Raw genomic sequence first — 19,339 nt, forward strand, 5'->3', positions numbered from 1 at the left:
ATCGGATTGGCGATGGGGCGTTTCGTTGTGCTGGGGGTCGGCTCAGTGCTTTTCCGGGCCCAGGTGGTACTCGAACACCAGACCCGCGGCGGAGCCGAGGATGCACACCACGCCGATGCCGATCAGCCAGAACTGGAAGAACGCCAGGCCGAGCGCGGTCAGCGCACCGGAGCCCGCGAGGGTGATGGGCCAGAAGCTGCCGGGCGAGAAGAAGCCGAGATCGCCGGTGCCGTCCACGATTTCGGCGTCCTCGTAGTCCTCGGGACGCAGGTCGAGGCGACGCGCAACGAAGCGGAAGTAGGTGCCGATGATCAGCGACAGGCCGGCGGTCAGCACGGTGGCCGTGGTGCCCGCCCACTCGACGCCGGTGCGCGACTGCCCGGTGAAATAGCCGTACACGATCGCCACGATGACGAAGAAAGCCGTGAGCAGCTCGAAAATCCGCGCTTCGATCTTCATGTCAGATCAGTCCTCACTTGCTGTCGGCCGCGGCCGCGCTCTTGGTCGTGCGGTCGGTGTTGAACGGCTTCGTCGAGGTGGCAACCGGGGACTCACCGATCGACTGGAGCGCCTCGGCGTTGGTCTTGCCCGCCTTACGCGCATCGACGTATCTGGTGAACTTCTCCGGCGTCACCGCGCGGACCTCGAAGTTCATCATCGAGTGGAAGGTGCCGCACATCTCGGCGCAGCGGCCGACGAACGCGCCTTCCTTGTCGATCTTGGAGATCTGGAAGACGTTGTCCGAGTGGTTTTCCTTCGGGTTCGGCATGACGTCCCGCTTGAACAGGAACTCCGGCACCCAGAAGGAGTGGACCACGTCGGCGGCGGCCAGCTGGAACTCGATGACCTTGCCGGTCGGCAGCACCAGCACCGGAACCTCGGTGCTGGAGCCGACCGTCTCGATCTTGTCGTAGTGCAGGTAGGACAGGATCTCGTGCGCGGGCTTGCCGTGCACCGGGCCCGGCTGAGGATGGCCGTCCTTTGTCAGCTCCTTGTACTCCTGGAGCTGCTGCTGGTTGGCACCCTCACGCGCGGTGTCGATGCCGTCGAACTTGAAGCCGTCCTTGAAGTCCACGTTGCGGTAGCCGAACTTCCAGTTCCACTGGAAGGCGGTCACATCGACGGTGACGTCGGGATCGCTCACCTTCGTTTGCACGTAGTCCTGTACCACGACGGTGAAGTAGAACAGCACCGCGATGATGACGAACGGGATCGCGGTGTAGGTCAGCTCCAGCGGCACGTTGTAACCGGTCTGGCGCGGGAACTCCGGGGAGCCCTTCTGCTTGCGGTGGAAGGTGACCGTCCAGAAGGTCAGACCCCACACCAGCACGCCCATCAGCAATGCGGCAATGACGGACCAGGTCCACAGCTCACGCATCCGGGTGGCCTGCGGTGTGACGCCCGAAGGCCAGCCGAACCGGAGCCAAACATTGTCGATCGAGCAGCCCGAGACGAGCATCGCGGTGATGCCCAACGACACCGCCAGCCCGGCCCGCCGAAGGATACGGCTGTGGGGACGGTTGGCCGGCGGAGCCGGCGGGGCGGGTAAGCACTGCCGACCCCTGACGGGTCGTGCCCCGATCTCTTCGCTCGCCTTGTGCGCCACGCTCACGCCTTCCTGGTCGCCACACATTCCGACATTGCACCGCCGGGGTTGCGATCGCCCCGGCGCTACGTTCTAAGCACGTTTCAGGCCGTCCCGACGCGGGCGCCGCTGTCGCGCACGCACCACCTGAGCATGGCCTGAGTACTACGCAGCGTAGACCAAACCTGCATCCCGTTTGTCGTCGGGTCGGATTCGACACTCCGCCGATCGCGGCCGGTGTGCGCTCACCTGCCCGTCGGCCACTACCCGGTGCGTCAAAATGCCCTGGACACGGTGCGCAAGACGCATCGATTCGGCCTGTGCGGCATACTCGGACACTAGATTTCGATCGCTGCGTCCTGCCCCCTGGGCGCAGTCCCGCCATGATTCAGGGCGATCGCCCCGACTGCAGGAAATGAGGTTGCCGACGCCGTGTGTGGACTGCTCGGATTTCTGACATCTGACGTCGCAGCACCGGGCACCGTGGAGCAGGTGTACAACGCTCTGCATTGCGTCCGCCACCGCGGTCCGGACGAGCGTGGCACCTGGCACGACGACCACCTGATCTTCGGCTTCAACCGACTGTCGATCATCGACATCGAGCACTCGCACCAGCCGCTACGCTGGGGCCCGCCGGAGAATCGGGAGCGCTACGCCCTCACCTTCAACGGGGAGGTCTACAACTACCTGGAGCTGCGCGCAGAGCTGCGGGCCGAGCATGGCGCCGAATTCGGCGATGCGCCGATGTTCGCCACCGAGGGTGACGGCGAGGCTATTGTCGCGGCCTTCCACTACTGGGGCGCCGAGGGTGTGCCGCGACTGCGGGGCATGTTCGCCTTCGCGATCTGGGACACCGAGACCCAGGAACTGTTCCTGGCTCGCGACCCGTTCGGCATCAAGCCACTGTTCCTGGCCACCGGTCCCGGCGGCACCGCGTTCGGCAGCGAGAAGAAGAGCCTCCTCGAATTGCTGCCCGCGCTCGCGCTGAGCGACGCGCTGGATCCGCGCGCGCTGGAGCACTACACGGTGCTGCAGTACGTGCCGGAGCCGGAAACGCTGCACACCGACATCCGGAGGCTCGAATCCGGCAGCTACGCCGTCGTGCGGCAGGGCGAAGCGCCGAAGACCACCCGCTACTTCACCCCGAAGTTCCAGGTGCGGCCCTTCGCGCCGGGCTCGGCGGCGGCCCGCTACCGGGAGATCGCCGAGGCCATGGAGGACTCGGTCGCCAAGCACATGCGCGCCGATGTCACCGTCGGCTCGTTCCTGTCCGGCGGCATCGACTCCACCGCGGTCGCCGCGCTGGCCATGCGGCACAACCCGAAGTTGATCACCTTCACCAGCTGCTTCGAGCGCGAGGGCTACTCCGAGGCAGACGTGGCCGCGGAGACCGCCGAGGCAATCGGCGCCCGGCACGTCATCAAGACGGTCTCTCCCGCCGAATTCGCCGCCGCCATCCCCGAAATCGTCTGGTACCTGGACGATCCGGTGGCCGACCCGGCGCTGGTGCCGCTGTACTTCGTGGCGAAGGAGGCGCGCAAGCACGTCAAGGTGGTGCTGTCCGGTGAGGGCGCCGACGAGCTGTTCGGCGGCTACACGATCTACCGGGAGCCGTTGTCGCTCGAGCCTTTCGAGCGCCTGCCCGGCGGGCTGCGGAAGCTGGCAGGCAAGCTGTCGGATCGGATTCCCGATGGCACCCGTGGCAAGAGCCTGCTGCACCGCGGGTCGCTCACCCTTGAAGAGCGCTACTACGGCAATGCGCGCAGCTTCAGCGACGCGCAACTGCGGTCGGTGCTGCGCGAGTTCCGGCCGGAATGGACCCACCAGGACGTCACCGCCCCGATCTACGCGCAGTCGCGCGGCGGGGACCCGGTGGCGCGCATGCAGCACCTGGACCTGTTCACCTGGCTGCGCGGCGACATCCTGGTCAAGGCCGACAAGATGACCATGGCCAACTCGCTGGAGTTGCGGGTGCCGTTCCTGGACACCGAGGTGCTGAAGGTCGCCGAAGGGCTGCCCTACGAGCAGAAGATCACCAAGGAAACCACCAAATACGCGCTGCGCCAGGCGCTGGAGGGCATCGTGCCCGCGCACGTGCTGCACCGCGCGAAGCTCGGTTTTCCTGTGCCGCTGCGGCATTGGCTGCGCGGCGAGGAGCTCTACGACTGGGCCCAGCAGACCATCGCCGAATCCCAGACCGACCACCTGCTGGACAAGGGCGCCATCAAGGGCATGCTCGACGATCACCGCCGTGGCCGCGGCGACCACAGCCGCCGCCTGTGGACCCTGCTGGTGTTCATGATCTGGCACGGCATCTTCGTCGAGAACCGCATCACTCCCGACATCCGGGAGCCGGAGTACCCGGTCTCGCCGTAGGGCTGTGGTCCCGGCGAAAGTCGGGACCCGGCAACACAATTGAGCGTCGGCAAAAGAACCGGCCCACTCGCCTGCAATGGCGGTGGGCCGATGTCGATGAGCGGGGCCGACTACAGCAGCGTCTTGATGTCCGAGGCAGCCTCGGCGCCATAGGCCTTGGTGAGGCGCTCCAGCGCGTCGTCCTTGTTCAGTGCCCATTCCTGGGTGCCCATGGTTTCCAGGACCAGCACGGCGATCAGGGAGCCCAGCTGGGCGGAGCGCTCCAGACTCAGGCCCGCGGTGTGACCGGTGAGGAAGCCCGCGCGGAAGGCGTCGCCGACGCCGGTGGGCTCGACCTTGTCGACCTCTGGGACCACGCCGACGAGCACCTCGGTGCCGTCACGGTCGACGATCTGCACGCCGTTCGCACCGAGTGTGGTGACGCGGATGCCGACACGACGCGCGATCTCTTGCTCGCTGAGACCGGTCTTCTGCAGCAGCAGGGCCCACTCGTACTTATTGGTGAAAAGGTAAGCGGCGCCGTCGATCAGCTGGATGGCCTGATCGCCGTCGAGGCGGGCCAGCTGCTGAGACGGGTCGGCCGCGAACGGCATGCCGAGCTCGCGGCATTGCTGGGTGTGTAGCAGCATCGCGTCGGGATCGTTGGCGCCGATGAGCACCAACTCCAACTCGCGGCCCTCGGCCAGTTCGCCGATCGTGATGTCGCGGGCCTCGCTCATCGCACCCGGGTAGAACGAGGCGATCTGCGCCATATCGTCATCGGTGGTGCAGACGAAGCGCGCGGTGTGCGCGCGGTCCGAGATCTTCACACCGGAGCAATCGACCCCGTGCGACTCCAGCCAGGCGCGGTACTCGGCGAAATCGGCGCCGACAGCCCCCACGAGCAGCGGCGTGCGGTTCAGCAGGCCCATGGCGTAGGCGATATTGCCTGCGACTCCACCGCGCCGGATCTGCAGATCATCGACCAGGAAGCTCAGCGACACATGGTCGAGCTGATCGGCCAACAGCGCGTCGGCAAACCTTCCTGGGAAGCGCATCAGATGGTCGGTGGCAATCGATGCCGATACTGCGATAGTCACGAGGCTCGCGGTCCTTAGCTGTCGACAGGAAAACATCGCCGTAGTGGAACACCCGGCGATGTCTTCACCGTACCGTCCCGCCTCCCCGAAATATTCAGCGGACAAGCGGGTGCCGCGCGGTTCACGTTACGGGCCGGCGGCCATGTGTGTCGCCGCGTTTTGGATGTACCCGGCGAGTTACCCATGTACTCCCGAAATCAGTTGAAGGAGTCTCCGCAGGCGCAGGAGCCCGTGGCGTTCGGGTTATCGATCGTGAAGCCCTGCTTCTCGATGGTGTCGACGAAATCGATCGAGGCGCCCTGGACGTACGGCGCGCTCATCCGGTCGACCGCCAGCATGACGCCGCCGAAGTCGGCGATGAGGTCACCGTCGAGCGAGCGGTCGTCGAAGAAGAGCTGGTAGCGCAGGCCGGCGCAACCGCCCGGCTGCACGGCGATCCGCAGCGCCAGGTCGTCGCGGCCTTCCTGGTCCAGCAGCGCCTTTGCCTTGGCTGCAGCGGCCTCGGTCAGCGTCGCACCGTGGGTTTCGGTCTCATTCTGCACAGTCATGGACTCTCCTAGGGACACCTGTGTTAAACCCGTGAACAGCACACGGCTCCTGGCTGTCAACACCATTCCGCAGGCTGCTATTCCCTATCTTGCCATCATCGGGGTGGGACGAGCACACGACCACCTCAGACCCACCGTACCCTCGCCGAACAGACCGCATTTCCCGCTGCGCGCGGCATCGAATAGCCTGGTCGCTGTGAAATTGTTCCGTCGCGGCGAGTCCAGCACTACCGACGAGAGCGCCGATCAGACGGCGATCTCGGACGGCGGCTCGGCCGCGGGCTCCACCCGGACGGCCGCCCCTGCCACCGAAGGCAAGGGCCGCCCCACCCCGAAACGCCGTGACGCACAAGGCAAGCGCCGTGGTCCGGTCGCTCCAGCACCACTCACCGCGAAGGAGGCCAGGGCCCGGCGCAAGGCCACTCGCGGCAGCAGGGCAGATCGCAAACTGGCCTCTTCCGAGCGACGTCTGGCCGTCAAGGATCGGCGCGCCAGGATGCTCGCGGGCGAGGACAAGTACCTATTGCCGCGCGACCAGGGCCCGGTGCGGGCCTACGTGCGTGACATCGTCGACGGTCGGCGCAACCTGGTCGGCCTGTTCATGCCGATGGCGCTGGTGTTGATCCTGTCGATGTTCGTCGCGCCCGCGCTGCAGACCATTGTGACCCTGGCGATGCTGGTGATGATGGCGTTCATGATGGCGGAGGGGTTCCTGCTCAGCCGGATCGTGAACAACCGGGTCAGTGAGCGCTTTCCCGACAGCACCGACACCGGATACCGTCTCGGCTGGTACGCCTTCGTCCGCGCCTCGCAGATCCGCAAGATGCGCGCCCCCAAGCCGCGGGTCAGCCCCGGCGACGCTATTTAGATCCATGACTCGCGTCCGCCACGGACGCGTTCCGCGACTCCGGCCCGGCGCTACCTGCTCCGGGCCGGTCGCTTTTCTCGGCCTGTCGTGCCCGCGCGAGCCTCGGCGAATGGCGCTGGTGCGACTCGCGCGTGCTGGTTGGGTGTGTGTCAGATCTCATCGGTGGTGCGACAGCCGACCGAACATCGCGGTCAGCTCGGCCTGCTGACGCTGGGCGTCGCGATCGACGATGTTCGTCGATCCGTAGTGGCCGCAGCCATACGCGATGCCGACCGCGATGCCGATGATGAGTGCCAGGGCAACTACAAAAGTAATCATGGCAGTAATTTTGCGCTCGTACATTTTCGGCCGAAAGTGGCTGTTCGGACATTGTCCGCAAAGATTCAGCCAGTTACACTGAATCCATGTTCTCCAAGGTCGCCGTCGTCATTACCGACCCCCTCGCCATGTTCGAATTCGGAGTCGTCTGTGAGGTTTTCGGCCTGGACCGGACCTCCGACGGGCTGCCCGCGTTCGATTACAAGGTGTGCGGAGCCGTACCGGGGAAGCCGCTGCGCTCCACCACCCCCGGCGTCACCATCACGCCGGAGTACGGCCTGGAGGAACTGCCGAAGGCCCACCTGGTGGCGATTCCCGCCTTCGCCGCCTCCGCGCTGGGCGCCGGGCTCGATCCGCGCATCGTCGGCGCGGTTCGAGCGGCAGCCGACGCGGGGGCGATCATTCTCACCGTCTGCTCCGGCGCGTTCCTCGCCGGCGCGGCCGGACTTCTCGACGGTCGCAAATGCACCACGCACTGGCGTTATGTAGACCAACTTGCCGAAATGTTCCCCGAGGCCACCGTCGACCCGGACGTGCTGTTCGTCGACGAAGGCAACCTGATCACCAGCGCGGGCACCGCCGCGGGAATCGACGCCTGCCTGCACCTGGTGCGCCGGGAAATCGGCAGCGCTGCCGCCAACGGGATCGCCAGGCGCATGGTGGTGGCGCCGCAGCGCGACGGCGGACAACGCCAGTTCATCGAGCGCCCGGTCGCCGCGTGCACCTCCGACAGCCTCAGTGCCACCCTGGCGTGGATGACCGAGAACCTCGAACACCCGCACACCATCGACGATCTCGCCGCCCGCTCGACGATGTCGACGCGGACCTTCGCCCGCCGCTTCGCCGCCGAAACCGGAACCACCCCGGTGAAATGGCTGACCAACCAGCGCGTCCTCTACGCCAAGCAACTGCTGGAAGACACCGACAACGGCCTCGAGCAAATCGCCGCCCAAGCGGGCTTCGGCTCCGGCGCCCTACTGCGCCACCACTTTCAGCGTGTCGTCGGCATCGCACCCACCGAATATCGCCGCCGCTTCGGCTGCAGCCCAGCGACCGACGCCGACAGAGCGTAAACCCCCGTCGACTCCGTCCAGGCAGCTGACGGCGTGGTCGGGTTGATACGGTTCTGCACGTGTCGGACACCTCACCCACCATCAGGCGCGCGCGCCGAACACGCCGGACGCTTGTCCTCGGTGGGGGCGGGTCCGGAAAGTCCGCCTACGCCGAAGGCTTGGCGGCCGACGCGGGGCCGGTGCGCTACCTGGCGACCGCGATCCCCGATCCCGCCGATCTGGACTTCGCCGAACGCATCGGCAGACACCGCGACCGCAGGCCCGCCGACTGGTCGGTCATCGAAAGTGCCGATCCAGCAGCGATTCTCGCCGATCAACAGGCACCAGGCGCCGCGACGGGCGCGACCCTGATCGACGACATCGGCACCTGGCTCACCGCCCGCATCGACGCCCGCGACGCCTGGGAAGCCCCGCGCGGCACCATCGCCCCCGACACCGACGCGCTCATCTCCGCCGTCGCCGACTACCAGCACCGCTTGGTGGTCGTCAGTCCCGAGGTAGGCATGGGCGTCATCCCCGCCACCAGATCCGGCCGCCTGTTCCGCGACGAAATCGGCGCCCTCAACCAGCGCCTCGCGCAACTCTGCGACGAGGTTGTTCTCATCGTCGCCGGGCTTGTGTTGCCCCTCAAGTAACCCGCTACCCGGCGTATACGGGAACGGCGGGGTTGCGCCGAGTACCCGAGGAGTCGGGGTGGTGGTGTGCGCAGTGGCCGCGACGGGCAAGATTGGTCGCAGTTGACGACTGTGCGGCGATGAACTGCCACGACCGGAGAGGCTCGACAGTGACAGAGGGATTCCGACCGGTTGTGCCGCCGGACGCGCAGATTCGCACGGCCGCGGAGCAGCGACAGGCGCAGCTGACCAAACCCGGTGGGGCGTTGGGGCGGCTGGAGGATCTCGGCAACTGGGTTGCCGCATGCCAGGGCGTGTGCCCACCGAAGCAGTTCGAGCGCGCGCGAGTGGTGGTGTTCGCCGGGGATCACGGCATCGCCCGGCATGGTGTGTCGGCGTATCCGAGCGAGGTGACCGCGCAGATGGTCGCCAACTTCGTCGGCGGCGGCGCCGCGGTGAACGCGCTGGCCGCCGTGGCCGGGGCGACCGTACGGGTGGTCGATATCTCCGTCGACGCCGATACCGATCCGCTGGTCGGCAAGCACAAGGTGCGTCGCTCCAGCGGGGCGATCGACCGCGAGGACGCGCTCAGCGCCGACGAGGTCCGAGCGGCACTCGCCGCGGGCATCGCGATCGCCGACGAGGAGATCGACGCGGGCGCCGACCTGCTCATCGCGGGCGACATGGGGATCGGCAACACCACACCCGCCACCACGCTGATCGCGACCCTCACCGACACTGAGCCAGTCGTCGCGGTCGGGCGCGGCACGGGCGTCGACGATGCTGGTTGGGCGCGCAAGGTGGCCGCGATCCGCGACGCGATGCGCCGGGCCCGTCCGGTCGTCAAGGACCCGGTCGAACTGTTGCGCGTCGCCGCGGGCGCCGATTTCGCCGCGATGGCGGGTTTCCTGGCCCAGGCCGCCGCCCGCCGCACCCCGGTCATCCTCGACGGAGTGGTCGTCACCGCCGCCGCCCTCGTCGCCGAAGATCTGGCCGCCGGTGCCAGCGCATGGTGGCTCGCCGGGCACCGCTCCACCGAACCCGCGCACACCCTGGCCCTGAAACAACTGCGCATCCAACCGCTGCTCGACCTGAACATGCGGCTCGGCGAAGGCTCTGGCGCCCTCACCGCCCTGCCCATCCTGCGCGCCGCCGTCGCCGCCCTCGCCGACATGTCCACCTTCGCCGAGGCAGGCGTCAGTACCGCCGACCCCGAAGAAAGCCCGGAACTCACGACCGAATCGGCAGACCCGTCTCCGGCAGCGCCGAACCTGCAGAAATGAGCGGACGACGGTCACCCCTGGCGCCGCTGACCGTCGCGCTCACTGCTCGACCCGACGCCGCGAGCCACGCGGCCACCCGACCAGCGCAGTGGGTGGCACTCGCGTGGCGGCCCGAATTCACGAACTACGTTGCCGTACAACAGATCAGCCGGACAATCCGCGTCGAGTTGCTCAGCTCCACGTATGAGGCGGTGACGCAACGGGTCAGGCGGTCGGGCACGGGCTGGTCGCGGCTGGGTCCGTGCGCATGAACGGGCTGCGTCTTACGATCTCTTGGCTGACGGTGCTGCCGGTGCGCGGGCCCGACAGCGTGGACCGTGCGGCAGCGGGGCGGGCAATTGCGTTGGCGCCGTTGGTCGGTGGGGTGATCGGTGCCGTGGCGGCGGGGCTGATGTGGGTGCTGATGTGGGCGGGGACGACGGCACCGCTCGCCGGGCTGCTGATGGTTGCCGCGCTGACGCTGATCACCCGCGGCATGCATATCGACGGACTCGCCGACACCGTGGATGGGCTCGGGAGTTACGGCCCGCCCGAACGGGCCAGGCAGATCATGAAGAGCGGTGGCGCGGGCCCGTTCGGCGTCGCGGCCATCGTGTTTTCGATTGGCATCCAAGCGTTTTCGTTCGCCGCCCTGGCGCAGACCGAGCGGTGGTTCGCGGCGGCGCTCGCGGTGGCGGTCGGTCGAGTCGCCGTGGTGCTCGCCTGCCGACGCGGCATCGACGCGGCGCCCGACACCGGATTCGGAGCACTCGTCGCCGGAACCCAAAGCCGCCGCACCATCGCGGCCTGGACCGCCGCCGCTCTGCTCGCCGCGATATGGGCCGTTCCGGAACATCGCTGGCTCGGCTCCCTCGTCGTGCTGCTCGCCGTGGGCCTCTCGGCCGTATTGGTCCGCCACTGTGTCCGACGCTTCGGCGGCCTGTCGGGCGACATCCTCGGTGCTGCGTTGGAGTTGTCGGTCGCCCTCACCGCAATGGGCCTGTCGCTCGGCGCCTGACCTGCCGGGCTACGACTCTGGTGGCGGCGCACCGCTGCCGAACGCTTTGCGGCGGCTGGCGACCTTCCGGGTCCGCAGCCTCGAGCAGCGCGAGCTCGCAGGCGTCGGCGTGCCCCCAGACGGCATGCGGGATCGCAGTGGGTCGATGTGAGCGGTCGGGCAATAAGGTGTGCGGTATGTCTTCCGAGCGCCTGTATTTTCGCCAGCTATTGTCCGGGCGAGACTTCGCCGTAGGTGATCCGATCGCGACGCAGATGCGGAACTTCGCGTATCTGATCGGTGACCACGAGACCGGGGAATGTGTGGTGGTGGATCCGGCGTACGCGGCGGGCGATCTGGTCGATATCGCCGAAGGCGACGGACTGCGGCTCACGGGCGTGCTCGCCACCCATCATCACCCCGACCACGTGGGCGGCACGATGCTCGGGTTCACCCTGCGCGGTGTGCGCGAACTGCTCGAAAAGACAAGTGTCCCAGTGCATGTGAATGCCGAGGAGCTGTCCTGGGTCGCGAACGTCACCGGAATCGCGCCCAGCGAGCTCACCGGCCACCAGCACGGTGACAAGGTCGACGTCGGCGCCTTCGAGATCGAACTGCTACACACCCCCGGCCACACCCCGGGCAGCCAATGCTTCCTCTTCGACAACCGACTCATCGCCGGCGACACGCTGTTCGTCGACGGCTGCGGGCGCACCGACTTCCCCGGCGGCGACTCGGACGAGATGTTCCGCAGCCTCCGCTACCTAGCCGACCTCTCCGGCGACCCCGTCGTCTACCCCGGCCACTGGTACTCCCAAGAGCCCAGCGCCAACCTCTCCTCCGTCAAGGAATCCAACTACGTCATGCGCCCCACAACCCTCGACGAATGGCACATGTTCATGCCCAGCTGAGCCAAGGCCACCCGCGGTCGGCCGTGAGTGGCACATGGTTGTGGCGATATGCGCCTGCTGCGGTGTTCTCGTCAGACCGCGGCGGCGATGCGGTCGCCGACCTCGATGGTAGAGGCGGTGGCGGTGCGTGCGGCCAGGTCCTTGGCTACCGCGGCTTCGATGCGGGCGGCGGCGTCGGAGTGGCCGAGGTGGTTGAGCAGCAACGAGACCGAGAGGATCGCGGCGGTCGGGTCGGCCTTGGACTGGCCCGCGATGTCGGGGGCGCTGCCGTGGACCGGCTCGAACATGCTCGGGTTGGTGCCGGAGGCGTCGATATTCCCGCTGGCGGCCAGACCGATGCCGCCGCTGACCGCGGCCGCGAGATCGGTGATGATATCGCCGAACAGGTTGTCGGTGACGATCACGTCGAAGCGGCCCGGGTCGTTGACCATGTGGATGGTCGCGGCATCGATGTGCTGGTAGGCGACCTCGATATCGGGGAACTCGGCGCCGACCTCGTTCACGGTCCGCTGCCACAGCGAACCCGCGAAGGCCAGCACGTTGGTCTTGTGCACCAGGGTGAGGTGCTTGCGACGGGCCTGCGCCTTGACGAAGGCGTAGCGGACCACGCGCTCGATGCCGAAGCGGGTGTTGGTGCTCACCTCGGTGGCGACCTCGTGCGGAGTCTCCACTCGGATCGCGCCGCCGGTTCCGGTGTAGGGGCCCTCGGTGCCCTCACGCACGACCACGAAGTCGATATCGGGGTTGCCCGACAGCGGGCTGGTGACACCCGGGTACAGCTTCGACGGCCGCAGGTTCACGTGGTGGTCCAGCGCGAAACGAGTGCGAAGCAGCAGACCACGCTCCAGCACGCCGCTCGGCACCGACGGATCACCGATCGCACCGAGCAGGATTGCGTCGTGCTGCTTCAGTTCCGGCAGCACCGATTCCGGGAGGATCTCACCGGTCGCGTGGTAGCGCTTGGCACCCAGGTCGTATTCGGTCTTCTCGACCCCGGGCACCACCACGTCGAGCACCTTGAGTGCCTCGGTGATGACCTCGGGACCGATTCCGTCACCGGGGATGACAGCAAGCTTCATGACAACAATGCTCCGTTCGGTGTTGTTGGCGGCTTCCGCAAGGCACCGCGGACCTGGGCCGACCACCTGCGTCCGCCCGGCGCCACGCCGTCCGAACCGCAGCATCGCCACGGTACTGGGTGTCACGCCGGCGGACGCCATCGGGCGGGCCTGCCGATGCCGACACGGCAACCCGCCGCTGCGTCCCGATCGCCACATTGTGTGAAATTCCCTGCGCACGAGGCGAATTCGCGCGTGGTGCGCGGCGCCGTGACGCCACCCCGCCGAACAAGGGCCTTGTCATCGACGCCACGTCGGCCATTCGACCAAGGACCTGCAAGTGGCAGCCGGTTCGGGGCGCGCCTTATTCCAGACGCGCCCCGACCAACCGGATCAGAACAGGTCGACGACCACGACCTTGGCGGCGCCGACGGCCTCGGCGATGGCGGCCTGCACGTCGGCGGCCACCTCGCGGTTGACCCGGAGCACGACGGTCGCGCCCTCCTTGTCGAGGTCCTGGCTCAGCTGGGCGGCCAGGATATCGATCCCGGCGTCACCGAGCCTGGTGCCGATCTTGCCCAGGGCGCCCGGCTTGTCCTCGTAGTTCAGGACGGCCAGGTTCAGGCCCTCGGCGCGCATGTCGTAGTTGCGCCCGTTGATGTTGACGATCTTCTGGACCAGCTGCGGCTCGGTCAGCGTGCCTGCCACGTTCAGCGTGCTGCCGTCGCCGAACACCGCGCGCAGATCGACCACGCTGCGGTGGCTCGGGCTCTCCGACACGGTGGTCACCTGGGCGGTGATGCCGCGATCCTTGGCCAGCGCGGGCGCGTTCACGAAGGTGACCTGGTCTTCGACCAGCGCCGAGAAGACGCCGCGCAGCGCGGAAAGCTCGAGCACCGCAACGTCTTCCGAGGCCAGCTCGCCACGCACCTGCACCTCGAGGCTAACCGGCAGCTCGTTGGCCAGCGCACCGAGCAGCGTGCCCTGCTTGCGCACGATGTCCAGCCACGGCGCAACCGACTCGCCCACGGATCCTCCGGTGACGTTCACGGCGCCCGGCACGAATTCACCGGCTAGCGCCAGCAGCACGGACTTGGCGACATCGGTGCCCGCGCGGTCTTGCGCCTCGGAGGTGGAGGCGCCGAGGTGGGGGGTCACCACGACCTGCGGCAGCTCGAACAACGGGCTGTCGGTGCAGGGCTCGGTCTCGAAAACGTCCAGACCCGCGGCGCGCACGTGGCCGGACCGGATGGCATCGGCGAGCGCCTGCTCGTCGACCAGCCCACCGCGCGCGGCATTGACGATGATCACGCCCGGCTTGGTCTTGGCGATGGCTTCCTTGCCGATGATGCCCTTGGTCTCCGGGGTCTTCGGCAGGTGCACCGAGATCAGGTCGGCGCGCCCGAGCAGCTCGTCCAGGCTCAGCAGCTCGATGCCCAGCTGGGCGGCGCGGGCCGGCGACACGTAGGGGTCGTAGGCGACGACCTTGGTCTCGAAGGCAGCCAGGCGCGCGGCGAACAACTGGCCGATGCGGCCGAGGCCGACGACGCCGACCGTCTTGTCGAAGATCTCGACACCATTGAACTTGCTGCGCTGCCAGGTGCGTTCACGCAGGGTGGTGTCGGCGGCCGGAATCTGGCGCGCGGCGGCGAGCAGCAACGTGACCGCGTGCTCGGCGGCGGTGTGGATGTTCGAGGTCGGCGCGTTGACGACCATGACGCCACGCTCGGTGGCCGCGGGCACCTCGACGTTGTCGAGGCCGACGCCGGCGCGGGCGACGATCTTCAGATTCTTGCCCGCCTCCAGCACCTCGGCGTCGACCGTGGTCGCCGAGCGCACGAGTAACGCGTCGGCCTCGGGGACCGCGGCGAGTAGCGCGGGACGATCGGGGCCGTCGACCCAGCGGACCTCGACACCGTCACCAAGCGCGTCGACGGTCGACTGGGCGAGCTTGTCGGCGATCAGAACAACAGGACGGCCTGCATGGCTCACGGTGGAGTACTCCTGGGGAGAAAGGGGGTCGGCAACTACCGCCGCCCAGCTTAGTGGGCGAGGATTCGCCGCACCCTACCCCCCGGTAGGCGGGTGACGTCAGTGCGGACAAAAAGCAGCCGGCCCCGGCGCCGTAGGGCGTCTGGGGCCGGCTGGAAGTCGAATCAATCGACCGTCATGCTTACTCAGCGGCCGAACGAACCGGTCCCCAGGGTGTGGAGGATGCCGTGCAGGGCGGCACCCACGGTGCTGAAGAGACCGTGCACGGCGGCGCTACCGGTGTGGATGATAACGGGGATCATGATTACCTCTCGTCGAAAAAATCCAGCTGGGCTGGCTGGCATATGGCCTATCGAGGCAGGAACAAATCCGGTTACGGAATTCGACACGAATGTGAGGCAGACTACATTTGTCAATAATTGCAAGCTGGACAATCGTCCATATTGTTCCCTACCTGCAAAGATACCGAATCCCTGGTCAGGTCCAATTTTTCTACATTCTTAATTACTCCCGCAAAGGATCGACATTGCGAGTTCCTGAGAGGAACATGGCATGAGTCTGAGAATTGCCAACAGGAAAGTCTCGAACAAACTCGGACATACGTGACACTTTTCGCGTCTCTCCGACACGAAATATTCACGGACGCCGCTGCGGCCAGACGTGGCAGAGGTCAGCGCGCGCGAACCTTCATCGGCGAATCAGCGGTCGCGCCGAGCGAGACCACCGGAGAGCGCGGCCAGATACGGCCGCGCATGCATCAGCGCGAGGGGGCAGCATTGCGGTGCCGACGTAGACCGGCACCAGGTGGATGAACGCGGTGTGGTGGATGAAGAACTGCGCCGGCGAAAATGGGCTGCACTTCAGGGCCGCCGACACATAGCATCGCCGAATGTCCCTGCGCGCGATCCCCAGCTCCATGGACCCGACGGTGGTCGGGTCAATCGACGCCGAGTTGGATCGGGTCGAGCGCGAGCCTCGCGTGTCGGTGCGGCTGGCGATCGAGAGTGGTAGCCGCGCTTGGGGATTCCCCTCACCCGACTCGGATTACGACTGCCGCTTCGTCTATGTGGCGAACCTGGACACCTACCTGTCGCCGTGGCGGACCCGCGACGTGATCGAGACCCCGCTCGTGGATCTGCTCGATGTGAACGGCTGGGATCTGGCCAAGGCGCTGCGGCTGCTTGTCAAGGGCAACGCTGTCCTGATCGAGTGGCTGATGTCGCCGATCGTGTACCGGGGCGATGCTCGCTTCCGCGATGAACTGCGCACGCTGGCAACCGAAGTCGCCGACCGCAACCAGGTTGCCCGCCACTACCTGCATCTGGGCAGCAGACAGCGGGCACTGTCAGACCAGCACCGGTCGCTGAAGAAAGTGTTCTATTCGCTGCGTCCGGCCATGGCGCTGCGGTGGTTGCGCGAGCATCCGGATGCCGTGGTGGCGCCGATGCACCTGCCGACGCTGCTCGAGCAGTGCGAGCTGCCCGCGGATCTGGTTGCGGCCGTTGCCGAGCTGACCGAGCTCAAGTCGCGCACCCGCGAAATGGGCAGCGGCACCGTGCCTTTGCCGATCGACACGTTCATCGCCGCCGAATTCGACCGCGCCGCAGATGCTTTCCCGAAGACGCCGGATCGCGATCTGGAGCGCGCTCGCGCGATGACCGCGGATTTCTTCCGCAAAGAGGCGCTGGCCATCGGACGCTAGGGCAACTCACTGCTGGCTACTGCGACTCGGCCATCCATAGCCTCGGCGTAGGCGTGCGCCAGCCGTTCGGTGGCACTCGGCCCACCATGATCGGGACGCGGGATCCCGAGGTGCGACTCCCGCAGCTCGTCCATGAACTCAGCCCACAGCTCCGGTCCACCGGCTTCGAGGAGTTCGGCACGCACCCGGAGTTGTTTCGTGGTGGGCCGGTGCCGCAACCCCCAGGCGGCGAGCTGCGCCATGATCGGCACCAACTGGATGGCGGGTTCGGTCAGCCGATACTCGGCCTTCTGCCCCGGCCGCGTGTCCTCGCGGCTGAGCAGACCGGCCGCGACCAGTCGTTTCAGCCGATCGGACAGGATGTTCGAGGCGATTCCCTCGTCGGAGGCGGCCAACAGTTCACGGAAGTGGCGCCGATTGCCGAACATCACGTCACGCAGCACCAATAGCGTCCACCGATCGCCGATCACCTCGATCGTCGCGTTGATCGGGCAGCCCGAGCGTCCCTCGTCGCGCATGCGGTGCTCCTCTTCGCGGAATCGATATCGAACTTCTGATTGCAATATACAATCAGTTGTGACTCGCGGGTTTGGTGGACGAGGCGCATCTGGCCGTCGTGCCGATCCTGCTCGGCGCGGGCGAACGACTCTACGACGAACTCGGGACGCTGCCCCGATACGAGTGCACCTCGGTGGTGAGCTCGCCCGCGGTCACCCACGTGCAGTTCGCCAAGATCTCCTGAGCTGCCGAATCTCCCCCAGCTATGACAAGAAGCTCGCACCCGTTGCCGGGTGCGAGCTTCTCAGAAGTCACGCTTGATCAGATAGCGCGGACGTCCTGGGCCTGAGGACCCTTCTGGCCCTGGCCGATCTCGAACTCCACACGCTGGCCCTCTTCGAGGGACCGGAAACCCGAGCCGCTAACGGCCGAGTAATGCACGAAGACGTCAGGGCCGCCCCCGTCTTGAGCGATAAAGCCGAAGCCCTTTTCGCTGTTGAACCACTTCACACTGCCTTGAGCCATGTTCTTTACTTCTTACTTCCTGTAGGCGAGCCGAGCAGATCACTTTGATAAGCCCGATCTCGCCATCAACAATGCCATCATCCGACGAATTCCTCCACATCCGACTCCCCAGACTGTGAGGAAACCGACGTTCCTGAGGGCCTGCGCCCTCCGATTCCGCCCCGGCGCGCGGACCCCGGAATCGGCCCTGACGGCGGCCTGAGCTCGCAAAAGCGGCCGGTTCGAGACCGCGCCGAGATCGCAATGTTGCGGTCGCACAACGATCGTGGCGCGCGACCGTGCGAGATGTCCCGACTTCCGCGCGAGACCGTGCAAGGTGTCGGCGACTACCGCGCGCGGCGGCTCACGACGCACCATCTCCGGCCGACGCGGCGTCCCGGATCGCGGCGGCGACGCCGTCGAGGATGAGCTCGAGGCCGAAGGTGAAGTCGGGGTCATCGGTTCCGTCGTCCGGGGGCGGCGATTCGAAGATGTTCGCGGAAAACAGTTGGGCCGCATCCGGATAACGGGCGGAGTCGACGAGCCGGGCCAAGTCGCGGCCATAGTTCTGCTCGACCTGCGCCTGCGCCAGGCCCGCCGCCCGACTGCCCTGTTCGAGTTGGCTTGCCAATACATGGCCCTGCCGGACATACCCGCTGACGACGGTGATGACGCCGACCTTGGCGGCCCAGTCCAGCTCCGTGTCACGTAGAGCGCGCAGGCCCGCATCCATCCAGTCGATCGCGTTGGGGCCGCGGGGCGGCCCGCTGACCGGCAGCTGGGCCAACCAGGGATGGCGGCGGTAGACAGCGAGTTGCGCCAGTGCCCAGTGCCGCAGGTCCGTGCGCCACTCGCCGTTCGATGCGGCGAGTTCGGTGGCCGGGCCGGTGCCCAAGTCGGCCATCAAGACGATCAGCTCGTCCTTGGAGCCGATATGCCGGTAGAGCGACATGGGCGTAACACCCAGCGCCGCAGCAATCTTCGGCAGCGTCGCGCCCGCGAGTCCGTCCCGATCGGCCAGTGTCACCGCCGTGTCGACGACCCGATTCACGTCGAGTTCCGCCGGACGGCCGAGTCGCGGTCCGATCGGCAGCCGCCACAACCGCACGAGCTGGTCCGGCAACTTGTCTTCGGACATGGTCGGGACTGCCTCCGTTCTCGCTGGTCACAGCGTCGCGGCACTTTAACATGCGCCTTATAGTATAAGTCGTATACTATCGAGCGATGCCCGCGCCGTCACGCACGTCGGCGATAGATCCACCTCGGCACCCCTCGGAAAGCGAGAGCACATGGACGCCAATGCAATACGTCGCGCTACCGGAATCGGCGGCCTCGTCGCCGCCATTCTGATACTGATCGAACTGCCCCTGTACTTCGTCTACGACGGGCCGCCACCCGACTCGAATGTGTTGACCCGCAGCGTGTTCGGCCTCACCGGATTGACACTGCTCATCGTCTTCATGTCGGGCCTGGGGTACTTGCTGAAGCAAACCGCCTACGAATGGGTGGGCTCCGTCGCCGCCATCGCGGGGCTGATGTGGCTGACGGCCGCGTTCGTCTCGATGGCGCTGGAGGTCGGTGCGGTAATCGAAGCGCCCGAACCGATCGACCCGACCATCACGGTCAGCGGCACCTACATCCTGTACGGAACGATCTCCCGCCTGCTGGAGGGATTGTTCTTCGCCGCAATCGGATTCGCGGTACTGCGTACCGCGCTGCTGCCGCGCTGGGTCGCCTGGTCGGCCTGGGTGCTGGCGCTGATCAACGTCGCATTCGTCCCCTCGCTGTACTTCGGAAACACACCGGCCAACTTCTATGCGGCCAACGGGTGGGGTACGACAGCCACCGTCGGCGGCCTCACCATGCTGTGGATCCTGACGGTGAGTGCGACGCTGGCGATGACGCGACAGCCCGCCCCGATGACACGATCGACATCGGCAGCTTGATCGGATTC

The 19,339-nt window shown here is 66.8% G+C and carries 21 protein-coding genes; 11 read left to right on the plus strand and 10 right to left on the minus strand.

Translation table 11 applies throughout. The features are described from left to right. Positions 1-42 precede the first annotated feature (42 nt). Both ACV7NQ_RS03080 and ctaC read right to left on the minus strand, forming a co-directional pair. Positions 43-459: a cytochrome c oxidase subunit 4 gene (locus ACV7NQ_RS03080; protein ID WP_463358204.1), complete on the minus strand. Its 417-nt coding sequence runs from the start codon at positions 457-459 to the stop codon at positions 43-45. 13 nt (positions 460-472) lie between these two features. After that, positions 473-1,606: an aa3-type cytochrome oxidase subunit II gene (gene ctaC / locus ACV7NQ_RS03085; protein ID WP_463365518.1), complete on the minus strand. Its 1,134-nt coding sequence runs from the start codon at positions 1,604-1,606 to the stop codon at positions 473-475. Positions 1,607-2,017: 411 nt separating this feature from the next. On the opposite strand from ctaC, the gene asnB reads away from it, so the two are divergent. Then, entirely contained in the window at positions 2,018-3,961 is a 1,944-nt protein-coding gene (asnB, locus tag ACV7NQ_RS03090) for an asparagine synthase (glutamine-hydrolyzing) (protein WP_463358205.1), read from the plus strand. A 110-nt stretch (positions 3,962-4,071) separates the two neighbouring features. Here asnB and ACV7NQ_RS03095 read toward each other — a convergent pair whose 3' ends face one another. Both ACV7NQ_RS03095 and ACV7NQ_RS03100 read right to left on the minus strand, forming a co-directional pair. Further along, positions 4,072-5,040, minus strand: a complete 969-nt coding sequence (locus ACV7NQ_RS03095; RefSeq protein WP_463358206.1) for a carbohydrate kinase family protein — start codon at positions 5,038-5,040, stop codon at positions 4,072-4,074. 197 nt (positions 5,041-5,237) lie between these two features. Next, on the minus strand, positions 5,238-5,588 hold the full coding sequence (locus ACV7NQ_RS03100; protein WP_463365519.1) for a HesB/IscA family protein: 351 nt from the start codon (positions 5,586-5,588) through the stop codon (positions 5,238-5,240). 256 nt (positions 5,589-5,844) lie between these two features. Between ACV7NQ_RS03100 and ACV7NQ_RS03105 the strand changes: the two genes are divergently transcribed. Further along, entirely contained in the window at positions 5,845-6,456 is a 612-nt protein-coding gene (locus tag ACV7NQ_RS03105) for a DUF3043 domain-containing protein (protein ID WP_463365520.1), read from the plus strand. 156 nt (positions 6,457-6,612) lie between these two features. Here ACV7NQ_RS03105 and ACV7NQ_RS03110 read toward each other — a convergent pair whose 3' ends face one another. Then, positions 6,613-6,774, minus strand: a complete 162-nt coding sequence (locus ACV7NQ_RS03110; RefSeq protein ID WP_463358207.1) for a hypothetical protein — start codon at positions 6,772-6,774, stop codon at positions 6,613-6,615. An 86-nt stretch (positions 6,775-6,860) separates the two neighbouring features. Here ACV7NQ_RS03110 and ACV7NQ_RS03115 point away from each other — a divergent pair, with 86 nt between their 5' ends. The 6 genes from ACV7NQ_RS03115 to ACV7NQ_RS03140 all read left to right on the plus strand — a co-directional run bounded on the left by ACV7NQ_RS03115 (position 6,861) and on the right by ACV7NQ_RS03140 (position 11,631). Continuing rightward, the gene (locus tag ACV7NQ_RS03115; RefSeq protein ID WP_463358208.1) at positions 6,861-7,847 is read left to right on the plus strand and encodes a helix-turn-helix domain-containing protein; all 987 of its coding nucleotides are present in this window, start codon (positions 6,861-6,863) and stop codon (positions 7,845-7,847) included. A gap of 59 nt (positions 7,848-7,906) precedes the next feature. After that, positions 7,907-8,482 (plus strand): bifunctional adenosylcobinamide kinase/adenosylcobinamide-phosphate guanylyltransferase, encoded by a 576-nt coding sequence (locus ACV7NQ_RS03120; RefSeq protein ID WP_463358209.1) that lies wholly within the window; start codon positions 7,907-7,909, stop codon positions 8,480-8,482. A gap of 119 nt (positions 8,483-8,601) precedes the next feature. Next, positions 8,602-9,744, plus strand: coding sequence for a nicotinate-nucleotide--dimethylbenzimidazole phosphoribosyltransferase (gene cobT / locus ACV7NQ_RS03125; RefSeq protein WP_463358210.1), 1,143 nt, complete (start codon positions 8,602-8,604; stop codon positions 9,742-9,744). Beyond that, a complete protein-coding gene (locus ACV7NQ_RS03130; protein ID WP_463358211.1) occupies positions 9,741-9,995 on the plus strand; it encodes a hypothetical protein in 255 nt (84 codons plus the stop codon). Before cobT ends, ACV7NQ_RS03130 begins: the two co-directional genes overlap by 4 nt. Next, a complete protein-coding gene (locus ACV7NQ_RS03135; RefSeq protein ID WP_463358212.1) occupies positions 9,992-10,741 on the plus strand; it encodes an adenosylcobinamide-GDP ribazoletransferase in 750 nt (249 codons plus the stop codon). Before ACV7NQ_RS03130 ends, ACV7NQ_RS03135 begins: the two co-directional genes overlap by 4 nt. Positions 10,742-10,917: 176 nt before the next feature. Beyond that, positions 10,918-11,631, plus strand: coding sequence for an MBL fold metallo-hydrolase (locus tag ACV7NQ_RS03140; RefSeq protein WP_463358213.1), 714 nt, complete (start codon positions 10,918-10,920; stop codon positions 11,629-11,631). Positions 11,632-11,702: 71 nt separating this feature from the next. Here ACV7NQ_RS03140 and ACV7NQ_RS03145 read toward each other — a convergent pair whose 3' ends face one another. Together ACV7NQ_RS03145 and serA are read right to left on the minus strand one after the other, a co-directional pair. Continuing rightward, positions 11,703-12,710 carry a 3-isopropylmalate dehydrogenase gene (locus ACV7NQ_RS03145; protein WP_463358214.1) on the minus strand — a complete coding sequence of 336 codons (1,008 nt, stop codon included), beginning with the start codon at positions 12,708-12,710 and terminating at the stop codon, positions 11,703-11,705. A gap of 372 nt (positions 12,711-13,082) precedes the next feature. Continuing rightward, the gene (gene serA / locus ACV7NQ_RS03150) at positions 13,083-14,681 is read right to left on the minus strand and encodes a phosphoglycerate dehydrogenase (protein ID WP_463358215.1); all 1,599 of its coding nucleotides are present in this window, start codon (positions 14,679-14,681) and stop codon (positions 13,083-13,085) included. A gap of 928 nt (positions 14,682-15,609) precedes the next feature. Here serA and ACV7NQ_RS03155 point away from each other — a divergent pair. Next, entirely contained in the window at positions 15,610-16,383 is a 774-nt protein-coding gene (locus ACV7NQ_RS03155; protein WP_463358216.1) for a nucleotidyltransferase domain-containing protein, read from the plus strand. Here ACV7NQ_RS03155 and ACV7NQ_RS03160 read toward each other — a convergent pair. Next, on the minus strand, positions 16,380-16,901 hold the full coding sequence (locus tag ACV7NQ_RS03160) for a winged helix-turn-helix transcriptional regulator (protein WP_463358217.1): 522 nt from the start codon (positions 16,899-16,901) through the stop codon (positions 16,380-16,382). The two genes, ACV7NQ_RS03155 and ACV7NQ_RS03160, sit on opposite strands and share 4 nt — an antisense overlap. 74 nt (positions 16,902-16,975) lie before the next feature. Between ACV7NQ_RS03160 and ACV7NQ_RS03165 the strand changes: the two genes are divergently transcribed. After that, a complete protein-coding gene (locus ACV7NQ_RS03165; protein ID WP_463358218.1) occupies positions 16,976-17,125 on the plus strand; it encodes a hypothetical protein in 150 nt (49 codons plus the stop codon). Positions 17,126-17,202: 77 nt separating this feature from the next. Here ACV7NQ_RS03165 and ACV7NQ_RS03170 read toward each other — a convergent pair whose 3' ends face one another. Next, positions 17,203-17,406, minus strand: coding sequence for a cold-shock protein (locus ACV7NQ_RS03170; protein WP_040693519.1), 204 nt, complete (start codon positions 17,404-17,406; stop codon positions 17,203-17,205). Between the two features lie 343 nt (positions 17,407-17,749). Beyond that, complete coding sequence (locus ACV7NQ_RS03175; protein WP_463358219.1) at positions 17,750-18,523, minus strand: TetR/AcrR family transcriptional regulator; 774 nt, start codon at positions 18,521-18,523, stop codon at positions 17,750-17,752. A gap of 151 nt (positions 18,524-18,674) precedes the next feature. Between ACV7NQ_RS03175 and ACV7NQ_RS03180 the strand changes: the two genes are divergently transcribed. Further along, positions 18,675-19,331, plus strand: coding sequence for a hypothetical protein (locus ACV7NQ_RS03180; protein WP_463358220.1), 657 nt, complete (start codon positions 18,675-18,677; stop codon positions 19,329-19,331). Positions 19,332-19,339: the final 8 nt, after the last annotated feature.

Source organism: Nocardia sp. Tas62D01 (genome assembly GCF_055232035.1).

Coding starts and splice junctions, on each gene's coding strand:
- ACV7NQ_RS03110 (WP_463358207.1), bottom strand. CDS start 6,774: ATGATTACTTTTGTAGTTGCCCTGGCACTCATCATCGGCATCGCGGTC.
- ACV7NQ_RS03160 (WP_463358217.1), bottom strand. CDS start 16,901: ATGCGCGACGAGGGACGCTCGGGCTGCCCGATCAACGCGACGATCGAG.
- ACV7NQ_RS03080 (WP_463358204.1), bottom strand. CDS start 459: ATGAAGATCGAAGCGCGGATTTTCGAGCTGCTCACGGCTTTCTTCGTC.
- ACV7NQ_RS03170 (WP_040693519.1), bottom strand. CDS start 17,406: ATGGCTCAAGGCAGTGTGAAGTGGTTCAACAGCGAAAAGGGCTTCGGC.
- cobT (WP_463358210.1), top strand. CDS start 8,602: ATGAACTGCCACGACCGGAGAGGCTCGACAGTGACAGAGGGATTCCGA.
- ACV7NQ_RS03140 (WP_463358213.1), top strand. CDS start 10,918: ATGTCTTCCGAGCGCCTGTATTTTCGCCAGCTATTGTCCGGGCGAGAC.
- ACV7NQ_RS03115 (WP_463358208.1), top strand. CDS start 6,861: ATGTTCTCCAAGGTCGCCGTCGTCATTACCGACCCCCTCGCCATGTTC.
- ACV7NQ_RS03100 (WP_463365519.1), bottom strand. CDS start 5,588: ATGACTGTGCAGAATGAGACCGAAACCCACGGTGCGACGCTGACCGAG.
- ACV7NQ_RS03180 (WP_463358220.1), top strand. CDS start 18,675: ATGGACGCCAATGCAATACGTCGCGCTACCGGAATCGGCGGCCTCGTC.
- ACV7NQ_RS03175 (WP_463358219.1), bottom strand. CDS start 18,523: ATGTCCGAAGACAAGTTGCCGGACCAGCTCGTGCGGTTGTGGCGGCTG.
- ACV7NQ_RS03135 (WP_463358212.1), top strand. CDS start 9,992: ATGAACGGGCTGCGTCTTACGATCTCTTGGCTGACGGTGCTGCCGGTG.
- ACV7NQ_RS03130 (WP_463358211.1), top strand. CDS start 9,741: ATGAGCGGACGACGGTCACCCCTGGCGCCGCTGACCGTCGCGCTCACT.
- ACV7NQ_RS03145 (WP_463358214.1), bottom strand. CDS start 12,710: ATGAAGCTTGCTGTCATCCCCGGTGACGGAATCGGTCCCGAGGTCATC.